General features: G+C 64.8%; 21 protein-coding genes. 15 read left to right on the plus strand and 6 right to left on the minus strand.

Annotated features, from left to right (window positions below):
- Positions 1-26 precede the first annotated feature (26 nt).
- The 7 genes from KIO74_RS29135 to KIO74_RS29165 are packed head-to-tail and all read left to right on the plus strand — an operon-like array spanning position 27 to position 6,925.
- The gene (locus KIO74_RS29135; RefSeq protein WP_213338947.1) at positions 27-1,397 is read left to right on the plus strand and encodes an LLM class flavin-dependent oxidoreductase; all 1,371 of its coding nucleotides are present in this window, start codon (positions 27-29) and stop codon (positions 1,395-1,397) included.
- A gap of 9 nt (positions 1,398-1,406) precedes the next feature.
- A complete protein-coding gene (locus tag KIO74_RS29140; protein ID WP_213338949.1) occupies positions 1,407-2,771 on the plus strand; it encodes an LLM class flavin-dependent oxidoreductase in 1,365 nt (454 codons plus the stop codon).
- Positions 2,772-2,794: 23 nt separating this feature from the next.
- Positions 2,795-3,877 carry an ABC transporter substrate-binding protein gene (locus KIO74_RS29145; protein ID WP_213338950.1) on the plus strand — a complete coding sequence of 361 codons (1,083 nt, stop codon included), beginning with the start codon at positions 2,795-2,797 and terminating at the stop codon, positions 3,875-3,877.
- Positions 3,878-3,909: 32 nt separating this feature from the next.
- Entirely contained in the window at positions 3,910-4,986 is a 1,077-nt protein-coding gene (locus KIO74_RS29150) for an ABC transporter substrate-binding protein (RefSeq protein ID WP_213338951.1), read from the plus strand.
- A gap of 3 nt (positions 4,987-4,989) precedes the next feature.
- Positions 4,990-6,408: an FAD-dependent oxidoreductase gene (locus KIO74_RS29155; RefSeq protein ID WP_213338952.1), complete on the plus strand. Its 1,419-nt coding sequence runs from the start codon at positions 4,990-4,992 to the stop codon at positions 6,406-6,408.
- The gene (locus tag KIO74_RS29160) at positions 6,405-6,602 is read left to right on the plus strand and encodes a hypothetical protein (RefSeq protein ID WP_213338953.1); all 198 of its coding nucleotides are present in this window, start codon (positions 6,405-6,407) and stop codon (positions 6,600-6,602) included. Before KIO74_RS29155 ends, KIO74_RS29160 begins: the two co-directional genes overlap by 4 nt.
- A complete protein-coding gene (locus KIO74_RS29165; protein ID WP_213338954.1) occupies positions 6,599-6,925 on the plus strand; it encodes a 4Fe-4S dicluster domain-containing protein in 327 nt (108 codons plus the stop codon). Before KIO74_RS29160 ends, KIO74_RS29165 begins: the two co-directional genes overlap by 4 nt.
- Before the next feature lie 58 nt (positions 6,926-6,983).
- Here the strand turns inward: KIO74_RS29165 and KIO74_RS29170 are convergent, their stop codons facing one another.
- Entirely contained in the window at positions 6,984-8,030 is a 1,047-nt protein-coding gene (locus tag KIO74_RS29170; protein WP_213338955.1) for a 2,5-dihydroxypyridine 5,6-dioxygenase NicX family protein, read from the minus strand.
- A gap of 303 nt (positions 8,031-8,333) precedes the next feature.
- On the opposite strand from KIO74_RS29170, the gene KIO74_RS29175 reads away from it, so the two are divergent.
- Positions 8,334-8,828 carry a MarR family winged helix-turn-helix transcriptional regulator gene (locus tag KIO74_RS29175; protein ID WP_213338957.1) on the plus strand — a complete coding sequence of 165 codons (495 nt, stop codon included), beginning with the start codon at positions 8,334-8,336 and terminating at the stop codon, positions 8,826-8,828.
- A 4-nt stretch (positions 8,829-8,832) separates the two neighbouring features.
- On the opposite strand, the gene KIO74_RS29180 is transcribed toward KIO74_RS29175, so the two are convergent.
- From KIO74_RS29180 to KIO74_RS29200, 5 genes are all read right to left on the minus strand, one after another.
- On the minus strand, positions 8,833-9,606 hold the full coding sequence (locus tag KIO74_RS29180; RefSeq protein ID WP_213338959.1) for an ABC transporter permease: 774 nt from the start codon (positions 9,604-9,606) through the stop codon (positions 8,833-8,835).
- Positions 9,603-10,388, minus strand: a complete 786-nt coding sequence (locus KIO74_RS29185) for an ABC transporter permease (RefSeq protein WP_213338960.1) — start codon at positions 10,386-10,388, stop codon at positions 9,603-9,605. Before KIO74_RS29185 ends, KIO74_RS29180 begins: the two co-directional genes overlap by 4 nt.
- Positions 10,385-11,206, minus strand: a complete 822-nt coding sequence (locus KIO74_RS29190) for an ABC transporter ATP-binding protein (RefSeq protein WP_213338962.1) — start codon at positions 11,204-11,206, stop codon at positions 10,385-10,387. Before KIO74_RS29190 ends, KIO74_RS29185 begins: the two co-directional genes overlap by 4 nt.
- Positions 11,207-11,220: 14 nt before the next feature.
- Complete coding sequence (locus KIO74_RS29195) at positions 11,221-12,294, minus strand: ABC transporter substrate-binding protein (protein ID WP_213338964.1); 1,074 nt, start codon at positions 12,292-12,294, stop codon at positions 11,221-11,223.
- 283 nt (positions 12,295-12,577) lie between these two features.
- On the minus strand, positions 12,578-13,339 hold the full coding sequence (locus KIO74_RS29200; protein WP_213338967.1) for an IclR family transcriptional regulator: 762 nt from the start codon (positions 13,337-13,339) through the stop codon (positions 12,578-12,580).
- A gap of 112 nt (positions 13,340-13,451) precedes the next feature.
- Here KIO74_RS29200 and KIO74_RS29205 point away from each other — a divergent pair, with 112 nt between their 5' ends.
- The 7 genes from KIO74_RS29205 to KIO74_RS29235 all read left to right on the plus strand — a co-directional run bounded on the left by KIO74_RS29205 (position 13,452) and on the right by KIO74_RS29235 (position 22,406).
- On the plus strand, positions 13,452-14,150 hold the full coding sequence (locus tag KIO74_RS29205; protein WP_249731518.1) for an SDR family NAD(P)-dependent oxidoreductase: 699 nt from the start codon (positions 13,452-13,454) through the stop codon (positions 14,148-14,150).
- A 159-nt stretch (positions 14,151-14,309) separates the two neighbouring features.
- Entirely contained in the window at positions 14,310-16,361 is a 2,052-nt protein-coding gene (locus tag KIO74_RS29210; protein ID WP_213338968.1) for a hydantoinase/oxoprolinase family protein, read from the plus strand.
- The gene (locus KIO74_RS29215; RefSeq protein ID WP_213338970.1) at positions 16,358-18,004 is read left to right on the plus strand and encodes a hydantoinase B/oxoprolinase family protein; all 1,647 of its coding nucleotides are present in this window, start codon (positions 16,358-16,360) and stop codon (positions 18,002-18,004) included. Before KIO74_RS29210 ends, KIO74_RS29215 begins: the two co-directional genes overlap by 4 nt.
- The gene (locus KIO74_RS29220; protein ID WP_249731519.1) at positions 17,997-18,323 is read left to right on the plus strand and encodes a (2Fe-2S)-binding protein; all 327 of its coding nucleotides are present in this window, start codon (positions 17,997-17,999) and stop codon (positions 18,321-18,323) included. The genes KIO74_RS29215 and KIO74_RS29220 overlap by 8 nt, the downstream gene beginning before the upstream one ends.
- Complete coding sequence (locus tag KIO74_RS29225; protein WP_502762131.1) at positions 18,320-19,729, plus strand: FAD/NAD(P)-dependent oxidoreductase; 1,410 nt, start codon at positions 18,320-18,322, stop codon at positions 19,727-19,729. Before KIO74_RS29220 ends, KIO74_RS29225 begins: the two co-directional genes overlap by 4 nt.
- A complete protein-coding gene (locus tag KIO74_RS29230) occupies positions 19,726-20,865 on the plus strand; it encodes an NAD(P)/FAD-dependent oxidoreductase (protein ID WP_213338972.1) in 1,140 nt (379 codons plus the stop codon). The genes KIO74_RS29225 and KIO74_RS29230 overlap by 4 nt, the downstream gene beginning before the upstream one ends.
- Positions 20,866-20,882: 17 nt before the next feature.
- Complete coding sequence (locus KIO74_RS29235; RefSeq protein ID WP_213338974.1) at positions 20,883-22,406, plus strand: ABC transporter substrate-binding protein; 1,524 nt, start codon at positions 20,883-20,885, stop codon at positions 22,404-22,406.
- The last annotated feature ends 87 nt before the right edge of the window (positions 22,407-22,493 follow it).

Here is a 22,493-nt window from a genome sequence, read left to right on the forward strand (position 1 = left end):
ATACTAAACCGGCAAGGAGAATGGACATGCCTGAAGCTGAGCATCGCAAAGCCGGGAAAAAGCTTGCATTGGGAGCCTTCCTGCATACGGACGGGCACCATATCGCGGCGTGGCGCACGCCCGATGCGCCGCCGGGTGCGGCGTTTGATTTCGACCATTACGTGCGCCTCGCCCAATCGGCCGAGCGCGCCAAGTTCGATCTCGTCTTCCTCGCTGACAGTTCCTCGATCCGCTTTCCCGAAAGCCCGGCCTTGCATCACACATCACGGGCCGCTCACCTTGAACCGTTCACGCTTCTCTCGGCGCTGGCACCACTGACGCGGCGGGTGGGGCTCGTCGCGACGGCCTCCACCACCTATAACGACCCGTTCAATCTGGCGCGGCGCTTCGCCTCGCTCGATCTTCTCAGCGGCGGGCGGGCAGGCTGGAACCTTGTCACGTCGGTCAACGAGGCCGAGCCGTTCAATTTCGGGCTCGAGGCACCGCTCGCCCATGACGAGCGCTACCGGCGCGCGGCCGAATTCGCGGCTGTCGTCGAGGGCCTGTGGGACAGCTGGGATGAGGGCGCTTTCCATTTCGACAAGGCCGAAGGCGTTTATTTCGATCCCGCAAAGCTGCATGCGCTCGACCATCGTGGACCCTATTTCCAGGTGCGCGGCCCCCTCAATGTCCGTCCGTCACCGCAGGGCCGGCCGGTGCTGGTGCAGGCCGGCGCCTCGCCGGACGGCCGGGATCTGGCCGCGCGCAGCGCCGAGGTCATCTTCTCCGCGCATCAGACCTTCGCGGAGGCGCGCGAGTTCTATGCGGACGTGAAGGGCCGGCTGGCGCTCTACGGGCGCGAGCCCGATGATCTCAAGATCCTGCCCGGCGTCCTGCCGGTCGTCGGACGAACGGAAGCCGAGGCCCGCGAGAAATGCGACGCGCTGCAGGCCTTGGTGGACCCGGTCGTCGGGCTGTCGATGCTCAACACCATCAATGCGGGGGTCGATCTTTCCACCTATCCGCTTGATGGGCCTCTGCCCGATCTTCCGGAAAGCAACTCCGGCAAATCCCGGCAGCGGTTGCTTGTCGATCTCGCCCGGCGCGAGAACCTGACGATCAGGCAGCTCTATCTGCGCATCGCGGGCGCGCGCGGGCATTGGCAGATCGTCGGCACGGCGGCGCAGATCGTCGACGAGCTTGAATATCATTTCGTCAATGGGGCCGCTGACGGCTTCAACGTGATGCCGCCGCAGCTGCCGGCGGGTCTCGATGACTTCATCGCACTGGTCGTGCCCGAGCTGCAACGGCGCGGCCTGTTCCGCACCGAATACGAGGGCAAGACATTGCGCGACCATCTGGGACTGCGCCGCCCGCCGCGCCGACAGGTGGTCCCGCCCGCGGTTGCTGCCGAATAGGAGATAACGATGAGCAAGCCGGCTTCGGCGCGCGGGCAGTTCAGCCTCGGCGCCTTCCTCCACCCGTCGGGGCATCACGTGGCCGCCTGGCGACATCCGGATGCCTTGCCCGACGGCGGCGTCAATATCGAGAATTACACGCGCCTGGCGCGTCTGGCGGAGGCCGCCAAATTCGATCTCGTGTTCCTGGCGGACACCGCCGGTGTCAGCGATCGCAATCTCGCCTATATCAGCCGCACCACCCGCGCCTCGCTGTTCGAGCCGCTGACCCTGCTCTCGGCCCTTTCCGCCGTCACCGAGACGATCGGCCTGATCGCCACGGTCTCGACCAGTTTCAACGAGCCCTTCAACATGGCGCGCTATTTCGCCTCGCTCGACCAGATCAGCGGTGGGCGATCGGGCTGGAATCTGGTGACATCAGGCTCGGATCTGGAGGCGGCAAACTTCAGCCTGCCGGCCCATTACCGCCATGCCGAGCGCTACCGCCGCGCCGGCGAATTCGCCGATGTGGTCAAGGGCCTCTGGGACAGCTGGGACGATGATGCCTTTCTCTTCGACAAGGAGAACGGCGTCTATTCCGATCCCGCCAAGCTCCATGCGCTGAACCATCGCGGCGAGCATTTTGCCGTCAGAGGTCCGCTTGGCGTCCCGCGTTCTCCGCAAGGACAGCCCGTGCTGGTGCAGGCAGGCTCGTCAGCCGATGGTCGTGATCTGGCCGCCCGCACCGCCGAGGTCATCTTCACAGCGCAGCAGACGCTGGCCGAGGCGCAGGAGTTTTATGGCGATGTCAAGGAGCGCCTGCGCTCTTTTGGCCGCGCGCCGGAAGACCTGAAGATCCTGCCGGGGGTGTTCCCGGTGGTCGGACGCAGCGAGGACGAAGCGCGGGAGAAGTTCGAGCTCCTGCAGTCGCTCGTCCATCCGGTGGTCGGACTGGCCTATATCGCGCAGCATCTCGGCGGGGCCGATCTCTCGGGCTACCCGCTCGATGGCCCGGTGCCGGATGTTCTGCCCGAGACGAACGGCGGCAAGAGCCGCCAGCAATTGCTGCTCGACCTCGCCCGACGCGAGAACCTCACCATCCGCCAGCTCTATCTGCGGATTGCCGGCGCGCGGGGGCATTGGCAGCTCGTCGGCACGCCCAAGCAGATCGCCGACGAACTGGAAGAGCGCTTCGTGTCGTTCGGCGCGGACGGCTTCAATGTGATGCCACCGTCTCCGACGGGCCTCGACGATTTCGTCGAACTCGTCCTTCCCGAACTCAGGCGCCGGGGCCTGTTTCGTCATGAATATGCCGGTCGCACGCTCCGCGACCATCTCGGCCTGCGCCGGCCCGCCAGTCGCTATGCGACGCCGGTCGTCCAAGCTGCCGAGTAATTTTCCATCAAGGACATCTGATCATGAAAAGAACCCTGTCGCGCCTCCTTGTGGCGGCGCTGGCCCTCGCTGCGGCTTCGCCAGCCCTCGCCGAACCGCTGACGGTCCGGGTCGGCTTTGCCGGCATTGGCGCCGATAACCGGCCCTATGTCGGCGGATCACCGCAGGCGACGGCGCGGGCTCTTGAGTTCTACGAGAAGGAATTCGCCGACGATCCCAACGTCAAAGTGGAATGGGTGTTCTTTCGTGGTGAGGGGCCGGCCGCCAACGAGGCCCTCGCGACCAACCAGATCGATATCGTGACGATTGGCGACTTGCCGTCGATCGTCCATCGCGCCGGGGGCGTCAAGACCAAGATCATCGCCGCCGATGGTGTTCACGCGCCCGTCTATATCGTCGCGAGGTCCGATCTCGACATCAAGACAATCGCGGACCTCAAGGGCCGCAAGGTCGGCTTTCACCGGGGTGTTTCGAGCCATCTGACGATCAGCCGTGTTCTCGCGAACCAGGGCCTGACAGAGAAGGATTTCAAGCTCGTCAGCCTCAATCCATCCGACCAGGTGGCGGCGCTCGCCAGTAAAGATATCGATGGAATTTTCGGCAGCACAGCGTTGCTGCGCAATATCCAGAATGGAACCGGCAAGTTCGTCTATACGACCCGTGGTCAGGACAAGCCGTTCCAGCGCAACAATTCGCTCGTCGTGCGCGAAGACTTCGAGCAGGCCCACCCGGAAGTCGTGCAGCGGGTTGTGAATGCCTTGGTCAAGTCGGCGCGCTGGTCATCCGACGAAGCCAATCGCAGGGCACTTTTCGAGGCCTGGGCGAGATCTGGCACGCCCATCTCCGTCTATGAGGCCGATTTCGAGGGGGATCCCCTGAAGTATCGCAACAGCCCGCTGATCGACCCCTATATCCGCGCGCATTTCGAAGTGCAGGCCAAGCTTGCAAAAGAATTCGGATTGATCCGCCGGGATATCACCGTCGACGACTGGTTCGAGCCGAAATATCTCGAAGCGGCGCTGAAGGCGCAGGGCCTGCAAGATTACTGGACGGTCTACGCGCCGGACGGAAAGCCCGTGGCAGCTGCGACCGCGGCGACCCGCTGACCTACCAATCCTCCAGCGATGGAATCGATCCCATGGCACGCATCTCTTTTAAACCCTTTCTGGTCGCGCTGGCCGCGCTCGGCGTCTGGGCCGCGCAGCCGGCCAAGGCGGCCGAGCCGCTGGTGATACGGCTCGGCTACGCCGGCGTCGGCGCCGACAACCGCCAGTTTGCCAGCGGCAATACCTGGGCCACCGCCCATGCTGGCGGCTTTCTCGAAGAGGAGTTCAAGAACGATCCTAATATCAAGCTCGAGTGGTACTTCTTCCGCGGCGCGGGCCCGGCGGTGAACGAGGCCCTCGCCAACAAGCAGCTCGATTTCGCGTCGCAGGGCGATCTTCCGTCCATCATCGGCCGTTCCAACGGCCTGAAGACCAAACTCCTTCTTGTCGGCGGGACGCGTCGTCCCGTCTATCTCGCCGTGCCGAAGGGGTCCCCAATCAAGACGATCGAGGATCTCAAGGGCCGCAAGGTCGCCCTCCAGCTCGGCACCAACAATCATCTGTCGGCCGCCAAGGTGCTGGCCGCGCACGGGCTTTCCGACAAGACGGTTTCGATCATCAACCTTGATGCCAGCTCCGCTAATGCCGCACTCGCCAGCAAGGACGTCGATGCCGCCTTCGGCGACACCAGCTTCCTGCGCCTGAAGGAGCAGGGGCTCGTCGAGATCGCCTACAACAGCAACGATGACAATCCGATCTTCAGCCGGACGGGCTCGACCTTCGTGACCGAGGACTTCGAGAAAGCCCATCCGGACATCACGGCGCGGGTGGTGAAGGCTTTCGTCAAGGCCGCCCAGTGGTCGTCCGAGGAACAGAACCGCGAAGCGCTGATTGCGCTATGGGCTAAATCCGGCACGCCGGAATCGATCCTGCGCGCCGACCTCGCGCCTGATCCGCTTGCATTTCGTCACTCGCCGCTGATTGATCCCTTCATCATCGGGCAGTATCGCACGCGCGCCGCCCAATCCAAGGAATTTGGGTTGGTCCGCCGGGATGTCAGCGTCGACGCGTGGTTTGAGCCGAAATATCTTGATGCGGCGCTGAAGGAGCTTGGCCTGACCAACTATTGGACGCGCTATGCGGATGACGGCAAGGCTCTGGTCAACTGAGCCATGGCCAAGCACGACAAAGCTCCGGCATCCGACCATGCGGCTGACGTGCTCGTCGTCGGTGGCGGCCCCGCCGCCTGCTGGGCGGCGCTGACTGCGGCTCTCGCCGGTGCCAGCGTCATCCTCGTCGACAAGGGCTATGTCGGCACGAGCGGCGCGACCGCGCCCTCGACGACAGGCGTCTGGTTCGCGGCGGACGAGAGGCGCCGGGATGCCCTGGTCGAGCGACGGCTAGGGCGCGCCTGTGGGCTCGGCGATGGCGTCCGCATGGCACGCATCGTCGAAGTCGCCACCGAGCATATCAAGCGACTGGCGGAATGGGGCTATCCCTTTCCCCGCGACGACGAGGGCAACCCCTATCTCGCCAATCTGCGCGGGCCGGACTATCTGCGCTTCATGAGGCGGCAGCTTCTGTTGGCAAGGGTCAGGATCCTCGACCATCATCCGGCCCTGGAGCTGCTGGCGGCGGGCGACGGCATCGGCGGCGCGAGCGGCGTCGCCCGCCAGAACGGGACACCCTGGACGGCGCGTGCCGGCGCGGTGGTGCTGGCGACCGGCGGTTGCGCCTTCGGAGACCGCATCCTCGGCGCGACCGGCCTGACGGGGGATGCCTATCTCATGGGCGCTGAGGCGGGCGTGCGCTTCTCCGGCATGGAGTTCTCCGCGCAATATGGCATCGCGCCGCTCGGCAGCGCGGTGAACAAGGGTATATCCTTCACCTTCGCGAGCTTCTTCCGTGAGGACGGAACGCCGATCCACGCAACGGTGGTGGATCGCTATCCGCCGCTCGCGCGGGCCATGGCCGATGGTCCGGTCTTCGCGACCTTTGACCTCGCGACGCCGGCCATCCAGGACGCCTTGCGGCGCGGCAGCCGAACTGCTTCCTGCCGTTCGACCGTCTCGGGATCGATCCCTTCACGCAACGCTTCCGCGTCGACCTTCGCTGCGAGGGGACGGTTCGGGGGACCGGCGGGATTCGGGCCGACGGGCGCGGCGCCACGGATGTGCCCGGTCTCTTTGCCGCCGGCGATACCCTGGATCGGCAGGATCTCGCCGGCGCGACCACGGGCGGAGGTGGCCCGAACGCCGGCTGGGCGATCGCGACCGGCGTCGCGGCGGGGGAGGCGGCCGCCGTCTTCGGCCGCATCGTGGGGAGCCATCGCGACAGGCCTGTCCGGCCACTTGGCGGGGTGGGCTTGCGGCCATCGCACAGGGCGGGCGGCGTGGACGCCGGCGAACTTACCCGTCTGGTCCAGGGGGAGATGCTGCCGCTCGATCGCAATTTCTTCCGCTCGGAACCGGTCTTGCAGCATTCCCTCGACAGGCTGGACCGTGCCTGGAACGATGCCGCCACCGGTCTCGGCGTCGTGGCCTCGGTATCGCCAGCCGGCCCTCTGCGAGAGCGCGAGGCGGCGGCTATGACCTTCACAGGGCGGCTCGCCTATACGGCGGCGCTGCTGCGTGACGAATACAGAGGCATGCATCGCCGCGTTGATCGGCCGGCCGGCCCTGACAGCGACACGCGCAGGATCACCCTGGGTGGGAAAGCCATGCTCGATACGTCTCGCGCGGCGTCGCTCCTCGCGCCTGCTTACCCCATGCGAGCCGCCTCATGATCGAGATCCTGTCCACCGACCGCTGCGTCGCCTGCGATATCTGCGTGAAGGCCTGCCCGGCCAATGTCTTTGAGGCCACGCAAGATGGCGTGCCCGTCATCGCGCGGCAGCAGGATTGCCAGACCTGTTTTCTCTGCGAGATCTATTGCCCCGTCGATGCACTCTATGTCAGCCCGATCGCCGAGCCGAGCGCTATCCCCGAGGAGGCGGATCTTGCCGCCAGTGGCTTGCTCGGCAGCTATGCGCGGGCGCTCGGATGGCGCAGGGGAAAAGCGGCGGGGGCTGATCAGGATCCGACGTTCAGGCTTGCCGGCCAGGTCTGAACAGATGTCGCGACAGCCATGCCCACCACTGCGGCCGACCACTGCTGCCTACGTGGCCTCAGCCGAACACATCCTGCAAGATCCCGTCCTTCACGACGACGGTTTCATCGAGCTTGATGGTGGTGTTCATGACAGGAATGTCGAAATGTCCGGCCGTGAAGCGCCCGGCGAACTCGTTGGCGCCGGTTGAGAACAGGAAATTTCCGGGCACGGCGCGCAGCTCGGTGCCATTGGTATCCCGTTGGTCATACATCGTCAGGGCCTCATAGCGGGCGCCGGGGTTCATGCCCCAGCCTACATGCGAGACCGCATAGGCCTCTCGATCTCCCCAGGCTTCGAGATAGCGGCGCATGAGGGCGGCGTCGGTGCCATCGCCGGCAATGTCCGTGATGTAGTCATCCGCGAGCGTCAGCCGGATCGGCGATTCCAGATAGCGCTTGAAGGTCAGGTTGATGTCGCCGCGATCGAGCACCAGGGTTCCATTGACCGTGCCCTTGGCCGGAAAGCTGACGACGATGCCGCCGGGCCAATGGGCGAGCGTGCCGGGCTTCTCCGTCCAGCCCCAGATGCCGACGGTCGACGCGCCCGTCATGTCGATAGTAAGATCGGTGCCCGCGGCCGACGTCACCGCCATGCGACGGCTGGCGCGCGCCATGCGCGCGGCGTTGCGAACCTGCTGCTCCAGGACGGGATCCGGGCGCATGCGCTCGAGGGCTTCCGGATGTTCGTTGGAGATGGACAGGATGCGCGCGCCTGATTTCAGGATTGCCGGCGTTTCCGGCGCATGCATCGGCCCCTCGATCGTGCAGTCCACGATGAAGCCTGCCTGCGACAGCGCCGTGATGACAGGTTCAAGCCCCCCGATCGCCGTGCTGGCACCGGTGGACCGCACTGGCACGGGATGGGGATTGCGCGGCGTCGGCAGCACGATGTGGAAGGGCCGGGCGCCGAGGCGCAGAAGCGCGAGTTCGGCGAGGTGCACGTTCAACGGGCGCGACTGGGTCTCGGACAGGATGGCGGCAGTCTCGCCCGGCTTGATTCCGCAGCGCCCGATCACTTCCGTGAAGGCGTCGATCCACTTTCCCTCGATACGATCCGCAAGCATCGTCAACCCCCTGGCGCAGTATGCACTTTATTTCGGCGAACGCATCGATCATTCTATTTGATTGATCCGTCAATTCCGCCGCAAAACTACCGACATGGCCAAAAAAATATCGACATGGCGAAGCGTGTTGCTTTGGATCATGGTCCAAATGCCATCTCACCTCAGCCTTGATCAGTCAGCGGCGATCGTCCGGCCAAGACGAGCAGCGAGAGAAGATGGACAAGCCCCGATGCACAGGCCATGCTTGGATGAAGACTATATGAAAAGGAATAGGCCGTACAGAAGGGCGGTCGGATAGGACGCATGCAGGACGCACCGCACGAGATCACGATCGCATCGCCTTCGGCGGAGAAGCCGTCCGACAGCTTCGCCGCGACCTATCTGTCCTATCTCCTTGCCCGCGCGAGCCATATCGTTGCGAGCGGCTTTCACCAGAAGCTCAAGACCTGGAAGCTGTCGGTGCCCGAATATCGGGTGCTGGCTTGCCTCACGGGCGCCGAGGGTCTCGGTGTCAGCGATCTCGCGGCCATGGCCATCATGGGCCAGTCGCGCATGACCAAGATTCTCGATCGCATGGAGCGTCAGGGACTTGTCGAGCGGCGTGCCGACACGCGCGACAGACGCCGGGTCCTCATCCACCTCACCGCGGACGGACGGGCGCGGGCGGTCCCCATGCTGAAGGCGGCGAAGGAGCATGAGACCGCCATGCTGGCGCCTCTGACCCTGGAGGAGCGCGCCATGATCCTGAAGGCTCTCGATCTGCTGATCCGCGAGCGCGCCGAGCGCACGCGGCGATAGGCGGCTATTTCTCCTCGGGAAATCCACGCAGGAGATGACGCCTCAGGGCGTTGAAGGCCGCATTGAGGAGGAGGCCGAGGATCGAGATGGCGATCAGCGGCACGAACATATCGACCGTCTGGAAATTGCGCGCCGCGCGCATCAGGAGATGGCCGAGGCCATCCGTCGAGGTGATCATCTCCGCGAGAAAAACCACGATGCAGGAGATGACGAGGCCGATGCGGCAGCCTGTCAGCACCGAGGGAAGGGCTGCGGGCAAGACCACGGTGAACAATGTGCGCAGCGGCGATACCCCGGCCGCGCGCGCCGACCAAGCGAGCTTGGGCTCGACGGCTGATGTTCCCTGGTAGGTGGCAAGCAGGATGGGAAAGAGCGCGTCGGCGATGACGAGTGCGATCTTCGAGGCATCGTCATAACCGAGCGTCAGCGTGAAGGCCGGGTACAGCGCGATTTTCGGCACGGGCGCGAGCACTCGCACGAGCGGCAGCAGGAAGCTTGCGAACAGCTTGCTGCCGGTCGCCAGGACCCCGGCCGCGATGCCGAGTATCGCCGCCACGGCGAAACCGACGAAAAGCCGGTAGAGCGTCACGCCGACATTCTGCAGAAAATTCGCATCGCCCAGCTGTTGGAAGAAGCGCGTGAAGACCGCCACCGGCGAGGGCAGCAGCGCCGGCGGCGCGATTCCGGAGACGTATATAGCCTGCCAGAGGACGAGTAGCCCGACGATGGGAAGCGCGCCGAGCATGCCGATGACGACGGGCGAATAACGCGCGTTCATGTGGAACCCACGACGATGGACTGCGCAGGCTCCGCCCAGCCGACAAGCCAGCCGCGCAGCCGCTCGAACAGGGCATCGAGGATGAACCCGAGGGCGCCGATGATGACGATCATCGCGTAGACGGTGTCATAGATGCCCATCTCCAGCGACTGGAAGACGAGATTGCCGATGCCGGTCTGCCGGGCGATCATCTCGCTCGTCACCATGGTGATCAGCCCCAGCACGAGGGCCGTGCGGCAGCCGACGAGGATCTCCGGCAAGGCGGCGGGCAGCACGATGCGGGCGAGCCGCGCGGCCGGTTGCATGCCCATGGCTGCCGCCGACCAGAGGAGCTTCTCCTCCACCGCGCGGCTGCCCTGATAGCTGTGGTAGATCAGCGGCAGGGTGACACCGAGGAAGATGACGAGGATCTTCGAGGCATCGCCGACGCCGAGCCACAGCATGATGATGGGCATCAGGGCTGCCTTCGGCACGGGATAGATGACGGACAGGAGCGGATTGAAGAAGGCCGCCGCGAGCCGGCTGCGGCCCATCCACAGACCGACGGGGATGGCGAAGACGAGCGCCAGCGCAATGCCGATGGCCATGCGCCGCAGGGAATCGGCGATATCGTAGAGCGACTGCGGATCGGTGAGGATGACCGGCACTTGCCACAGCGCAACCGACGGTGGCGGCAGGCCGTCGAGGCCGAAGTAGAGCGACAGGAGTTCCCAGACGACAAGGATGCCCGCGCAGGCCAGCGCGGTCGCCAGGGCGGGGATCGACGCGACCCGCGCTATCACGAATGGTCCCCGGTCTGGGCGTCCATCATGCGCTCGATACTGACGACGTAGTCCTGATACCGTCGGTCAAGAAGGAGCGAGGCCCGATCGCGCGGGCGCGGCAGGTCGATGTCGATGATCTCCTGGATGCGGCCTGGCGAGCGCGACATCATTACCACACGGTCGGACAGGAACACGGCCTCCTCGACACTATGGGTGACGAACAGCACCGTCTTGCGATCCTCGTCCCAGATCTTCAGGAGATCGTTCTGCAACCGTGTGCGTGTCTGTGCATCGAGCGCGCCGAAAGGCTCATCCATGAGGAGAATATTGGGCTTATAGGCGAGCGTGCGGGCAATCGCCACGCGCTGCTTCATGCCGCCGGACAACTCCTTCGGGTAAAAATTCTCATAGCCGGAGAGGCTGACCATGGCGAGCAATTCCCGCGCGCGCGCCACGGCCTCTGCTTTCGGCACGCCACGCTGGTCAAGCCCGTAGGTCACATTGCCGAGCACAGTCTTCCAGGGGAAGAGCGCGAATTCCTGGAAGACGGGGCCGCGATCCGGCCCCGGCCCCTCGACAGGCCGGTCGTTGACCAGTACCTGCCCCGCAGACGGCTGCACGAAGCCGCCAACGATGTACAACAACGTCGACTTCCCACAGCCGGAAGGCCCGAGGATCGAAACGAATTCGCCACGCGCGACAGGGAGGGTTATCTCGCTGAGAGCAAGATGACGCTTGTCACGCCGCGTGTCGAAGAATTTCGACACGCTCTCGATGGAGATCATCGAGCGTTGAGGCAACGCGTTCCGCCCCCCGGCCGCGATCCGTTGTTGCATCAGTTCTGCTTGGCTCATGGTTTGAGGGGGGCGAAGATTTTTGCGTGCTTGAAGTCCTTCACGTCGAGCTGCTTCGGCAGCATGCCGACATCGTAGTAAAGCTTGAACATGGCCTGAATGCCATCGTAGTTGGCGGCCGCGCCCGGATCACGCGCAAAATCCGCCGAGCCCAGGGGCGCATCATTGGATGCGCGGGTCTTGAAGTAGAATGGATCGAAGACCTGGACCGGCGCCTTGAAGATCTCCGTGACGATTTTCAGGGTCTCGTCGCGGTTGGCGAGGGCCTTGCCCATGCCCGCGGTGAGATCCTCGACATAGAGCGCGGCGAGCTCGGGGTTCTTGTCCACGAAGGTCTTACTGCAGGCCTCGAGGATATGGACAATGTCCGGAATTTCCTCGGAAATCGAGAAGACCTTGCGCAGCCCGCCCTTCGCCTCCGCACGCGCGGCGAACGGCTGGTTAAGCACGCCGATATCAAGACGGCCGGTCCTGATGGCGTCTTCCTGGGTGGGGAAGGCCGCTTCCACGAGCTTGACATCCTTGTCCGGATCGATGCCGTTCTTCTTCAGGGCGATGGCAAGCGGCCCCCAGATGCCGGTGCCGAGCACATTGAGGCCGATGGTCTTACCCTTGAAGTCCTTCACGGATTTGATCGGGCTGTCGTCCTTCACGGCCCAATACACGGAAAAGCTCTCCGGAGCCTTCTCGCCGACATGCTGGGCGACGATGTAGGTTTGCAGGCCAGCGGAAGCGGCTCCCTGCGCGAGCGACAGGACGCCCTGGGTCGAGCAGTCGAGCGCGCCGGCCGCCATCGCCTGCACCATCTGCGCGGTGCCCTGAAACTGCACCCATTCGACGTTATACTTCTTGCCGAGATTGGGAAATTCCTGGGGGCGCTTCATCATCCAGTATTTCGCGTCCTCCGCCGGAACGGTCCAGCCCACGCGAATCGTCGGAATGGTTTGTGCGCTGGCCGTCGCGAGCCCCGCCGCCGACGCCGCGATGGCGCAAGCCAACACCAGGCCATGCTCAAGCTTAAAGCTACGCTCAAGCGCCGACCGGCGCTGTTTCTGCCGAAACCTGGTCATATCGATCCACGCTCCCTTCTATCCCCTCTGGCGGGCGATCATCGCCTCTTTCCGCCGGCTTGCCTATGGGCGCAAATCCGACGATCGGGATTATGCATGAAATTTCATTCTTTTTGAGCTTAAAATATCGTCCGCCCTGCTCTTTCACGCGGCAGGGCGGATATCCGGCTTTTTGTGAGCACATCCAAGGTGCTCATTCCTTTCGGATTTTTGCGTTGCTGGCGAGGTCGCGCGACCGCTATCGTTGACGGAAAGTGCCTACGGACGGGCGTAAATCTTCATCTTACGACCGCGCGCCCAATGCCTGTGCCACCGCCTTGCGCATCAGCCCGCAGGTCTCGGAAATGCGATCCTCCGGAAGACGTGAGGCGAGGCTGGCCGTGGTGACGGCCATCGGCAACGCGTTGCCGTGGTGGACAACCCCGATGGCCACGCCCCGCACCTCGGCCAATATTTCTCCGGGGTCGAAGGCATAGCCATTGCAACGGGCGGATTTGACCTGCGCATATAAGGTTTCGAGGGTGCGGGTTGCACTGAGGCGCAACCGCGGCGCGTTGCGCGCGAGGATGGCCTCGGCCTCGCTCTCGCCGAGGCCGGCCAGGATGGCTATGCTTCCGGGCCCCAAGCCCAGTGGAACGCGGCCGCCGATGCCAGACGAAAGCGTCGGCAGGAGAAAAGCGCCGAAATTCGCCTCCACGCACAGCGCCTCATCGCCCGCCCGCACGAATAGAAATGCTGCCGCCCCCGTTTCCGCCGATATCTCGGACAGGCAGGTGCGCCAGCGCTCCCCATGAAGGTCAGCGGCGATGTCCACGCGCGCCAGAGCGCTGATGGCGGGCCCGAGCCGGTAGTTGCGGGAATAGGGTGGGCGCTCGGCGAAGGCCTGCTGTACCAGCGTATTGAGCAGGCGGTGAGCCGTCGGCTTGCTGATGCCCGCGCGCTCCGCCGCGTCACCGAGGCTCAGGCCATCGTGGCCACCCTCGGCGAGATGGGACAGCAGTATGAGCGCTTTTTCGACTGTTTCGGAAATCGTCTTGTCTGCCATATTTTCCGATAATCGGAATACTTATTGCTGTCAAGTTCTGACATATGAAATCGTCTTGACGCATCCGGCCCTCTCTGGTCTCCTTTGGGAAATTCCAGAGAGGAAAGATGAATTGAGCATCGCCTTGATCACGGGGGCCTCCCGTGGGATTGGCCGCGCTATCGCGCTCGAATTGCGCCGGCACGGCTTCTCCATCGCCCTCGCTGTCCGCGACCCCTCCCGTATCCCCGACGAACTTGTCGGCGAGAACACCGCCGTCTTCGTCTATGATGCCGAGAAGGGCGGGGAAAAAGCCCTTGTTGATGCCGTCGTCGCGCGTTTCGGCGGTCTGGATGCGCTTGTGCTCAACGCGGGTATCCTTGGCCATGTGGGCCTCGAGGCTGAGGATGAGGCAGCGGAGAATGCGATGCTCGACGCCCTCCTTGATATCAATGTGAAGGCTCCCTTCCGTCTTGCTCGGGCGGCATTTCCGATTCTCAAACAAAGTGGTCGTGGACGCGTCGTCACGGTCGCGTCGTTGTCGGGCAAACGTGTGATGGGCCTCAATGTCGGCTACCAGATGTCCAAACACGCCGTGATGGCGTTGAACCACGCTATTCGCCGCGCTGGCTGGGAGCACGGTATTCGTGCCGTCGCGCTCTGCCCCGGCTACGTCAGCACCGAGATGACGTCTGATGTTTCCTCCGTGGCCCCGGATGAGATGATCCAGGCTGAGGATCTGGCGCGGTTAGTGGGTACTATCGTAACGCTTCCGAATACTGCGGCGGTCGCCGAGTTATTGGTCAACTGCCGCTACGAACACGCGCTTTGACGTGTTGAGCCGGCATCCGCTGCGCGATTAAGGCCCGATGCCTGCGTCATATCAGCGATAGTCGCGTCGGTCCGTGTGGCGGACGCGATGTCTTTGCCGGGGTGCGGCCGCATGGGCGTTCGCATCCGGTGTGGGTTCTATCCGAGGAGAGACAAGGCCATGGTCTGGAGAATTGGCGTCGATTCAGGCGGCACCTTCACCGACGTTTGTATGTTCGAGGACAACAGCGGGGAGGTTGTGGTCTGGAAGGTGTCGTCGACGCCGGATGATCCCTCGCGTGGTATTTCCGAGGGTGTTCAGCAAGGCATAGATAATATCGGTATCGCGGCGAGCGATATCGCCTATCTCGGTCATGGGACGACTGTTGGAACCAACGCGCTTATCCAGCACAAGGGTGTCAAGACGGGCCTTGTGACTACGGAAGGATTTCGCGATCTCCTCGAAATCGGTCGCCAGAAGCGGCCGGACCTCTATGATCTCAATGCGGACAAGCCGGAGGTGCTGGTCGCGCGGTCTCTGCGTTTGGAGGTGCCCGAACGCGTCCGCCACGATGGCCGCATTGAAACGGCGCTCGACGAGACCGCCGTGCGCGAGGCCGCCAGTACCCTGAAGGAGGCGGGGGTCGCCGCCGTCGCCATCTCGTTTCTCTATGGTTTCGTGCGTGCCGAGCATGAGGCGCGGGTTCTCGAAATCCTCAAGGAAGAATTACCAGACGTATTTCTCTCTGCCGGCCATGAAGTCGCGCCGGAATTTCGCGAATATGAGCGTATGTCGACTGCCGTCGTGAACGCCTATCTAGGTCCGGTCATGGAGAAATACATCCATCGACTGGCGAACCGGCTCAAGGAACTCGGATTGAAGGTCGCGCCGCACCTCACGCAATCGAACGGCGGGGTCATCGGTTTCGAGCAGGCGGCGCGCTTGCCCGTGCGCACGGTGCTCTCGGGGCCTTCCACGGGTGTCGTTGCCGCCCAGGCCATCGGTCAGATGACAGGCATGGACCGCCTCATCACCTTCGACATGGGTGGCACCTCGACGGACGTCGCCCTTCTGCATGACGGCCAGTGCCGCCTCACCAGCGAGGCGATCGTCCATGGTTACCCGATCAAGGCACCCATGCTCGACATCCATACGGTCGGCGCAGGCGGCGGTTCGATCGCCCATATCGACACGGGCGGGCTCCTGAAGGTCGGCCCGCAGAGCTGCGGCGCTTTCCCCGGCCCGGTCTGCTACGACAAGGGCCAGGCGGAGCCGGCGGTGACGGACGCCAATGTCGTCCTGCAGACCCTGAACCCGACGCATCTGCTCGCCGGCCGCATGGCCATCCGCCAGGACCTCTCCAAGGCCGCGATCGGACGCCTGGCCGACAAGCTCGGCATGGATGTCATGGCGACGGCGCAGGGTATCATTGCGGTGGTGACGGCGAATATGGCGCGCGCCATCCGCGTCATCTCCGTGCAGCGCGGCCATGACCCGCGTGACTATGCGCTCGCCGCCTTCGGCGGTGCAGGGCCGCTGCATGCCGCGCGGCTGGCGCGCGAGCTCGATATGAAGCGTATCCTGGTGCCGCGCTACCCCGGCATCCTCTGTGCCATGGGGCTCCTGCTCACCGATCTGCGCGCGGATTTCGCGACGACGCGGCTGATGGTGTTGAAGACCGATATCCTGCCCACAATCGAGGAAGCCTTCGCCGGCCTCATCAAGGATGCCGACGGCTGGCTCGAAAACGAGGGCATCCTGCCCGCCTCCCGTCGTCTGACGCGCACCGTCGACATGCGCTACCAGGGTCAGAATTACGAACTCTCGATCCCGCTGCCGGACGGACCGGTCACCAAGGCGACGCTCGATGCGCTGGCCGCCGGCTTCGAGGCTGCCCATAAGCGCATGTATGGCTTCATCGCCGAGGGTGAAACCATCCAGCTCGTGACCTTCCGCGTCGAGGCCGCGGGCGTCGTCCGTAAGGCCCGCTTCGAGCCGATGAGCGACCAGGGCGCGGATGCGTCCTCGGCGCGGGTTGGATCTCGTGAGGTGTGGATGCCCGAAGCGGGCGGCTTCGTGACATGCCCCGTCTACTCCCGCGAAGCCCTCGCCACAGGCAACCGCATCGAGGGGCCGGCCATCGTCGAGCAGATGGACACCACCACCGTCGTGCTCCCCGGCATGTCGGCCCACGTCGATCCTTATCTCAACCTGATCCTGGAAGACGCATGAACAAGCTCCTCGCTCCCCGCCAGCGCGTGGCGGTCGATCCGATCACCGTCGAGGTCATCGGCAGCGCGCTCTCCTCCATCGTGGAAGAGATGGGCGAGGCTCTCGTCCGCGCCAGCTATTCCACCAATATCAAGGAGCGTCGCGACTGCTCGACGGCTCTGTTCACCATCAACGGCGAGACGCTCTGCCAGGCCGAGCACATCCCGATGCATCTCGGCTCCTTCCTCGCCATGATCCCCCTGATCACCAAGCGGTTTCCCGTGGCGGAGATGCAGCCGGGCGATGTCTTCATCGGCAATGACGCCTACGAGGGCGGCGGCACCCATCTGCCGGATATCGTGCTCGCGGAGCCCATCTTCTTCGAGAGGGAGATCGTGGCGTGGGCCATCAATACCGCCCACCATTCCGATTTTGCTGATCGCGGCCACGCCCATATCTACCAGGAGGGCATCCGCATCCCGCCGATCCGGCTTTACAGCGCCGGCACGTTGCAGAAGGACGTGCAGGATCTCATCCTGCTCAATTGCCAGGTGCCGCGCGAGCGTCTGTCGGACCTGCGCGCCCAGATGGCGGCCAACCGCCTCGGCGTGCAGCGCATGCAGGTGCTCTGTGAGAAATACGGCAGGGATATCGTATTGTCCGCCGGCGGTGCGCTGATGGATTATGCCGAGCGCAAGATGCGCGCGGGTATCGCGACCATTCCGGACGGCACATATACCTTCGCGGATGTCTACGACAATCCCGAATTCGATGGCGAGGTGCCGCTGTCGATCGCGATTACTGTCGAGGGCGACGCGATGCGTCTGCATTTCGACGCGCCGCCGCAGATGCGCGCCGGCTTCAACATGACCTATACCGCGCTTCTCTCCACGGTCTATTACGCCGTGAAGACCGTGGTGGATCCGACCATCCTGCCGAACGCGGGCCTTTCGCGCGCTCTGACGGTGACGGCGCCGGTCGGAACCGTCGTCAATGCCAAGGCGCCGGCCGCGGTGTTCAACCGCATCGGGCCAAGCCAGCGTGTCGTCGATCTCGTGCATGGCGCGCTCGCAAAGGCGGTGCCCGAACGGGTGACGGCTGCCTGCTGCGGCACGGTGATGATGGCCTGTTTCAGCGGCGTGCATCCCACGAACGGCGATCCGTGGATCTACATCGAGACCATCGGTGGCGGTTTCGGCGCCCGGCCTCACAAGGACGGTCTCGATGGGGTCCACGTCCACATGACGAATACGTCGAACCTGCCGGTCGAGGCGCTGGAGGTGGAATATCCGCTGACCGTGCTGCGCTATGAGCTCGCGGAAGGCTCGGGCGGCGCCGGCCGCCATCGCGGCGGCCTCGGGCTGCGCCGCGTCTACCGCGCCGAAGCCGATTGCCGGATCGAGTTCGACACCTCGCGCATCCGCTCGCAGCCCTGGGGCCTCTTCGGCGGCGCCAAGGCCTCCGGCTCGCATCTCGATCTCGGCGAGGGCGCGAAGCCGCTTCTGTTCGGCCAGGGCGAGCTCGATCGCGGGCAGATCGTCACCATCCAGACGCCCGGCGGGGGCGGTTATGGTCCTGCGGCGGAGCGCTCGCGCGAGGCGATCGCCCGCGATGTGGCTGACGGCACGATCACGGCCGAAGCGGCGGAGGCCATCTATGGCTGAGCGCGCGGCGCTGAGGGCACCCCGCGACGGGGCGGGCGGTGAGGCCATGCGGATCGTCCGCCTGGCCGAGACCGCCCGCCCTGCGATCACCTTCACGTTGGACGGTTTGAAGACGGAAGCGCTCGTCGGCGACACGCTGCTCGTCGCGATCCTCGCTGCCGATGGCCGTGTCCGCGCGAGTGAGTTTGGCGATGGTCCACGTGCCGGCTTCTGCTGGATGGGCGCATGCCAGGACTGCTGGGTCACCGTGCAGGGCAGGGGGCGCTTGCGCGCCTGCTCCACCCCCGTTGAGGACGGCATGAAGGTGATACGCACATGATGAGGGACAGCGACAAGCCGCGCGTCGCCATCGTCGGCGCGGGGCCAGCCGGCACCCGGGCGGCGGAGGTCCTTGTCGCTGCCGGATTGCATCCCGTCGTGATCGACGAGGCCGCCGCCAACGGCGGGCGTGTCTACCAACGCCAGCCGGCGGGCTTTTCCCGCACGCCGGAGACGCTATACGGCTTCGAGGCGAAGAAGGCACGGGCGGTGCACGGCGCGTTCGACGCGCTTTCCGGGCGCATCGACTACAGGCCGGGCACGCTTGTCTGGAATATCGGGCAGGGGCAGCTCGACCTCATGCGTGATGGCGACTACGATCGGCTGGCTTATGACCGGTTGATCCTCGCGACAGGCGCGATGGACCGGGTCATCCCGCTGCCCGGCTGGACGCTGCCGGGTGTCACGACGCTCGGCGGCGCGCAGGTCGCCCTTAAGGCGCAGGGCGTCGGCATCGGGCGGCGGGTCGCCTTCGTCGGCACCGGGCCGCTGCTTTTCCTCGTCGCCTATCAATACGCCAAGGCTGGCGCCAACGTCGCTCTTGTGCTCGATACGGCGACCTTCGGGGACAAGGCCTCGGCGACGCCCGGCCTCCTGAATGCGCCGAAAACCTTCGCCAAGGGTGTCTACTATTACGGCTGGCTGAGGAGCCACAGCGTCCGCGTCGTCGAGGGCGCCGCTCCATGTGCCATCAGCGGAGAACGCGGGGTCACCGCTCTCGCTTGGCGCGATGCCAAGGGTGTGGAGCAGGAAACCGCGTGCGACGCTGTAGCCGTCGGCTGGGGTCTCAAGCCGGAGACCCAGCTCGCGGATCTCGCCGGTGTGCCCTTCGCCTACAGCGAACGCCAGCGCGGCTGGCTACCCCAGGTGGATGCGACGGGGCGCACACCGCTCGAGGGGGTCTATATGGCCGGCGACGGCGTCCGCATCGGCGGCGCCGATGTGGCGGAGTTGGCCGGCGCGCGAGCCGGCTGGTCCCTGCTGGAGGACATTGGCGTCGCCGTGAACAGAACGGCGATCGCAAGGATAGACCGCGCCCTCGCGCGCGAGGACCGTTTCCGCCGGGCGGTGGAGAAGGCGGGTCCGTTCCCGGTGGATCTCGCGGCCGGCGTCGCCGATGAGACCGTGCTGTGTCGCTGTGAGAGAATTACCGCTGGAGAGCTGCGCGCGACCGCCCGCGAGGAAGTCCGGCTGGCCGCGCCCGAGGTCAACCGCGCCAAGGCCTTCACGCGTGTCGGCATGGGCCGCTGCCAGGGGCGAGTCTGCGGTCCCGCGGGCGCGGAGGTTCTGGCGGCGGCGCTCGGCTGCGCCTTGCCGGAGGTGGGCCGTCTGCGCGGTCAGTCACCCGTCAAACCAATCCCTATCCGCGCTGATGCAGATGTGGTGCTCAAGGCGAAAGCATCATGAGCGCCCTGTCCTCCCTCCATGATGCCGACGTGCTGATCGTCGGCGGTGGTGGCGCCGGCACTTCGGCGGCGCTGCATCTCGCGCTGCGCGGGACCAAGGTTGTCCTGCTCGAGCGCGGCCAGATCGGCGGCCAGGCCTCGGGCGTGAACTATGGTGGCGTGCGCCAGCAAGGACGGCATCCGGCGGAACTGCCGATAGCCCGGCGTTCACGGGAGATATGGGGGCGACTGCCCGAGCTCATCGGCAGTGATGCGGAATTCGAGAACACGGGCCACCTCAAGCTCGCCCGGAACGCCGATGAGGAGGCGGACCTCGTCGCATATCTCGATGTGGCGCGGGACTACGGGCTGCCGCTGCATTTCATGGGCAACAACGAGGTCCATGAGGCCTACCCGTTTCTTGGGCCGACGATCGTCGCGGGCTCCTTCGCGCCCGAGGATGGCGTGGCCAATCCGCGTCTGCTCGCGCCGGGTATCGCTCATGCGGCGCGTGCCGCCGGGGCCATCATTCGCGAGTTCATGAACGTCGACCGTATCCAGCATGACGGTGCGGGCTTCATGGCCGAGGCCGGCGGCGAAACCTTCCGCGCGCCCGTGATGATCAATACGGCAGGTTTTTGGGGCGGGGCGATCGCGGAGCGCTTCGGCGAGCCCGTGCCGGTTGCGCCCTTCAATCCGAACATGATGGTCTCGGAGCCAATGCCTTATTTCATCGTGCCCAATCTCGGTGTGGTCGGCGGCAACGTCTACCTCCGACAGACACGACGCGGCAACATCGTCTTCGGCGGCGGCTACGGCATCAGCGACCCGTCCGTGCCATGGTCGCGCCCCCTGCCGGAGGTCAGCCGCGAGATCATGGGACTGGCTATCCAGCTCGTGCCGGCACTCGTCTCAGCGACGGTCATCCGCTCGTGGACGGGCATCGACGGCGAGATGCCCGACCATATCCCCGTCATAGGGCCGAGCCGGACGATCCCCAACCTGTTCCATGCCTTCGGTTTTTCGGGACATGGGTTCCAGCTCGGTCCCGCCATCGGATCGATCCTCGCCGAGCTCGTCCTCGACGGCCAGACCGAAATTCCCCTGGAAGCGTTCCGTATCGATCGTTTTGCCGACACCGCCGCGGCGGTTCAGTGACAATGAGGAGAGACACCATGCAGCTTACTCGCCGTAGTCTCATCGCCGCCGGCATCGCGCTCCCCTGCCTGGGAACGACGCGCGGCTTCGCGGCCGGCAAGGAAACCTTGACCTTCGGCCTCTCCGCCTATCCCGGCGCCTTCTCCGTGTGGGGACAGGTGGGCACCGCCGCCACCACCGTTAAGCTGATGACGCATCGCGGTCTCTTGTCCTTCGACCACAAGGGAGAGATCCAGCCCGAGATCGCCGAAAGCTTCGCGCGGGCGGGTGACGCCGGCTGGACCTTCAAGCTGCGCGACGCCGTCTTCCACGACGGGCGCCCGGTGACCTCGGCCGATGTGAAATGGAGCTTCGAGCAGATCGGTCAGGACAATTCCACCGCTTACTACCGCGCCGTGATGCAAGGCGTTCAGGCCATCGAGACGCCGGATGCGCGAACGGTGACCATCGTCATGAAGGAGCCATTGTCGACGCTGCCGCTCATCCTCGCCATGCCGCATATGATGATTGTGCCGAAGAACACGGTCTTCGAGCGCAGCACCCTGCCGATGGGCGCCGGCCCCTACAAGCTCGTCCGCCAGGAGCGCGGTGTCGCGTTGGATTTCGAGCGCTTCGACAAGTTCTACAAGCCGGGCCTGCCGAAGATGGCGAAGCTGCGCATGGTGGCCTACGCGGACGAGACCTTGCGGGTCTCCGCCCTGAAATCCGGGGATGTCGACCTGATCGAATACGTGCCCTGGCAGGCGATGGCGGAAATCGAGGCGGACAAGAAGTTCAAGCTGGAAACAACCCTCGGCCCGTTCATGTACCTGACCTTCAACGGTCAGTCCGGGCCCTTCGCCGATAAGCGCGTCCGCCAGGCTGTCGCCTATGGCGTGAAGCGTGACGATATCGTCAAGAGTGCGTTCTTCGGTCGTGGTGGGCTGCTGGAAGGGATGCCGCTGGCGAAGGAGAGCCCGTTCTATGACCCGGCGACCGCGAACCACTTCGCGTTCGATCCCGCGAAGGCCAAGGCTTTGCTTGCGGAGGCCGGCCATCCCAACGGTTTCGCCTGCAAACTGTTGTCCAACGCGCAATATGGCATGCACCGCTCGACCGCCGAGGTCGTCCAGCAAAGTCTCGCGGCGATCGGCATCCAGGCCGAGCTGAACCTGCCCGACTATGCGACCTATACGACACTCGGCAATCGTGGCCAGTACGATATGGCCGTAGTGGGCAACACGGCCGACTATAACGACCCCGACGGACTGGCCTCGCTGATCGACGGCACGCTGCCGGTGTCCTTCGTGCGAAGCTTCAAGCTCGATGTGCCGGAGATCCACGCGCTTCTCGCCGAAGGGCGGCGCACCTTCGAGCCGGAGGCACGCAAGGCCGTGTACAAGAAGCTCGAGACGGCCTTCCTCGACCAGGTGCCGCTGGCGCCGCTTGCCTGGCGCGAACAGGGTTATGCGATGAAGACCGCCGTCGATGGTTTCGTGAACCTGCCGAGCCAGCTCACGTTCTTCTCGGGCATGACGCTGGAAACGACCGCCATCGCCTGAGCGGCGAAGTCTGCCCCGGAGGCGTCCAGCAAGGGGGCCTCCGCCGGCATCATAGGAACCGCCAACTCCCCCGCCGTCTCGCGATAG

Origin of the sequence: Chelatococcus sp. HY11, from assembly GCF_018398335.1 — a bacterium.
Taxonomy (GTDB): Bacteria; Pseudomonadota; Alphaproteobacteria; order Rhizobiales; family Beijerinckiaceae; genus Chelatococcus.

What these genes read in the sequence shown, in the direction of transcription:
- KIO74_RS29230 (WP_213338972.1), top strand. Translation starts at nt 19,726, where the DNA reads ATGAGCGCCCTGTCCTCCCTCCATGATGCCGACGTGCTGATCGTCGGC.
- KIO74_RS29235 (WP_213338974.1), top strand. Translation starts at nt 20,883, where the DNA reads ATGCAGCTTACTCGCCGTAGTCTCATCGCCGCCGGCATCGCGCTCCCC.
- KIO74_RS29135 (WP_213338947.1), top strand. Translation starts at nt 27, where the DNA reads ATGCCTGAAGCTGAGCATCGCAAAGCCGGGAAAAAGCTTGCATTGGGA.
- KIO74_RS29140 (WP_213338949.1), top strand. Translation starts at nt 1,407, where the DNA reads ATGAGCAAGCCGGCTTCGGCGCGCGGGCAGTTCAGCCTCGGCGCCTTC.
- KIO74_RS29215 (WP_213338970.1), top strand. Translation starts at nt 16,358, where the DNA reads ATGAACAAGCTCCTCGCTCCCCGCCAGCGCGTGGCGGTCGATCCGATC.
- KIO74_RS29145 (WP_213338950.1), top strand. Translation starts at nt 2,795, where the DNA reads ATGAAAAGAACCCTGTCGCGCCTCCTTGTGGCGGCGCTGGCCCTCGCT.
- KIO74_RS29155 (WP_213338952.1), top strand. Translation starts at nt 4,990, where the DNA reads ATGGCCAAGCACGACAAAGCTCCGGCATCCGACCATGCGGCTGACGTG.
- KIO74_RS29225 (WP_502762131.1), top strand. Translation starts at nt 18,320, where the DNA reads ATGATGAGGGACAGCGACAAGCCGCGCGTCGCCATCGTCGGCGCGGGG.
- KIO74_RS29180 (WP_213338959.1), bottom strand. Translation starts at nt 9,606, where the DNA reads ATGAACGCGCGTTATTCGCCCGTCGTCATCGGCATGCTCGGCGCGCTT.
- KIO74_RS29220 (WP_249731519.1), top strand. Translation starts at nt 17,997, where the DNA reads ATGGCTGAGCGCGCGGCGCTGAGGGCACCCCGCGACGGGGCGGGCGGT.
- KIO74_RS29175 (WP_213338957.1), top strand. Translation starts at nt 8,334, where the DNA reads ATGCAGGACGCACCGCACGAGATCACGATCGCATCGCCTTCGGCGGAG.
- KIO74_RS29190 (WP_213338962.1), bottom strand. Translation starts at nt 11,206, where the DNA reads ATGCAACAACGGATCGCGGCCGGGGGGCGGAACGCGTTGCCTCAACGC.
- KIO74_RS29150 (WP_213338951.1), top strand. Translation starts at nt 3,910, where the DNA reads ATGGCACGCATCTCTTTTAAACCCTTTCTGGTCGCGCTGGCCGCGCTC.
- KIO74_RS29195 (WP_213338964.1), bottom strand. Translation starts at nt 12,294, where the DNA reads ATGACCAGGTTTCGGCAGAAACAGCGCCGGTCGGCGCTTGAGCGTAGC.
- KIO74_RS29160 (WP_213338953.1), top strand. Translation starts at nt 6,405, where the DNA reads ATGACCTTCACAGGGCGGCTCGCCTATACGGCGGCGCTGCTGCGTGAC.
- KIO74_RS29165 (WP_213338954.1), top strand. Translation starts at nt 6,599, where the DNA reads ATGATCGAGATCCTGTCCACCGACCGCTGCGTCGCCTGCGATATCTGC.
- KIO74_RS29200 (WP_213338967.1), bottom strand. Translation starts at nt 13,339, where the DNA reads ATGGCAGACAAGACGATTTCCGAAACAGTCGAAAAAGCGCTCATACTG.
- KIO74_RS29210 (WP_213338968.1), top strand. Translation starts at nt 14,310, where the DNA reads ATGGTCTGGAGAATTGGCGTCGATTCAGGCGGCACCTTCACCGACGTT.
- KIO74_RS29170 (WP_213338955.1), bottom strand. Translation starts at nt 8,030, where the DNA reads ATGCTTGCGGATCGTATCGAGGGAAAGTGGATCGACGCCTTCACGGAA.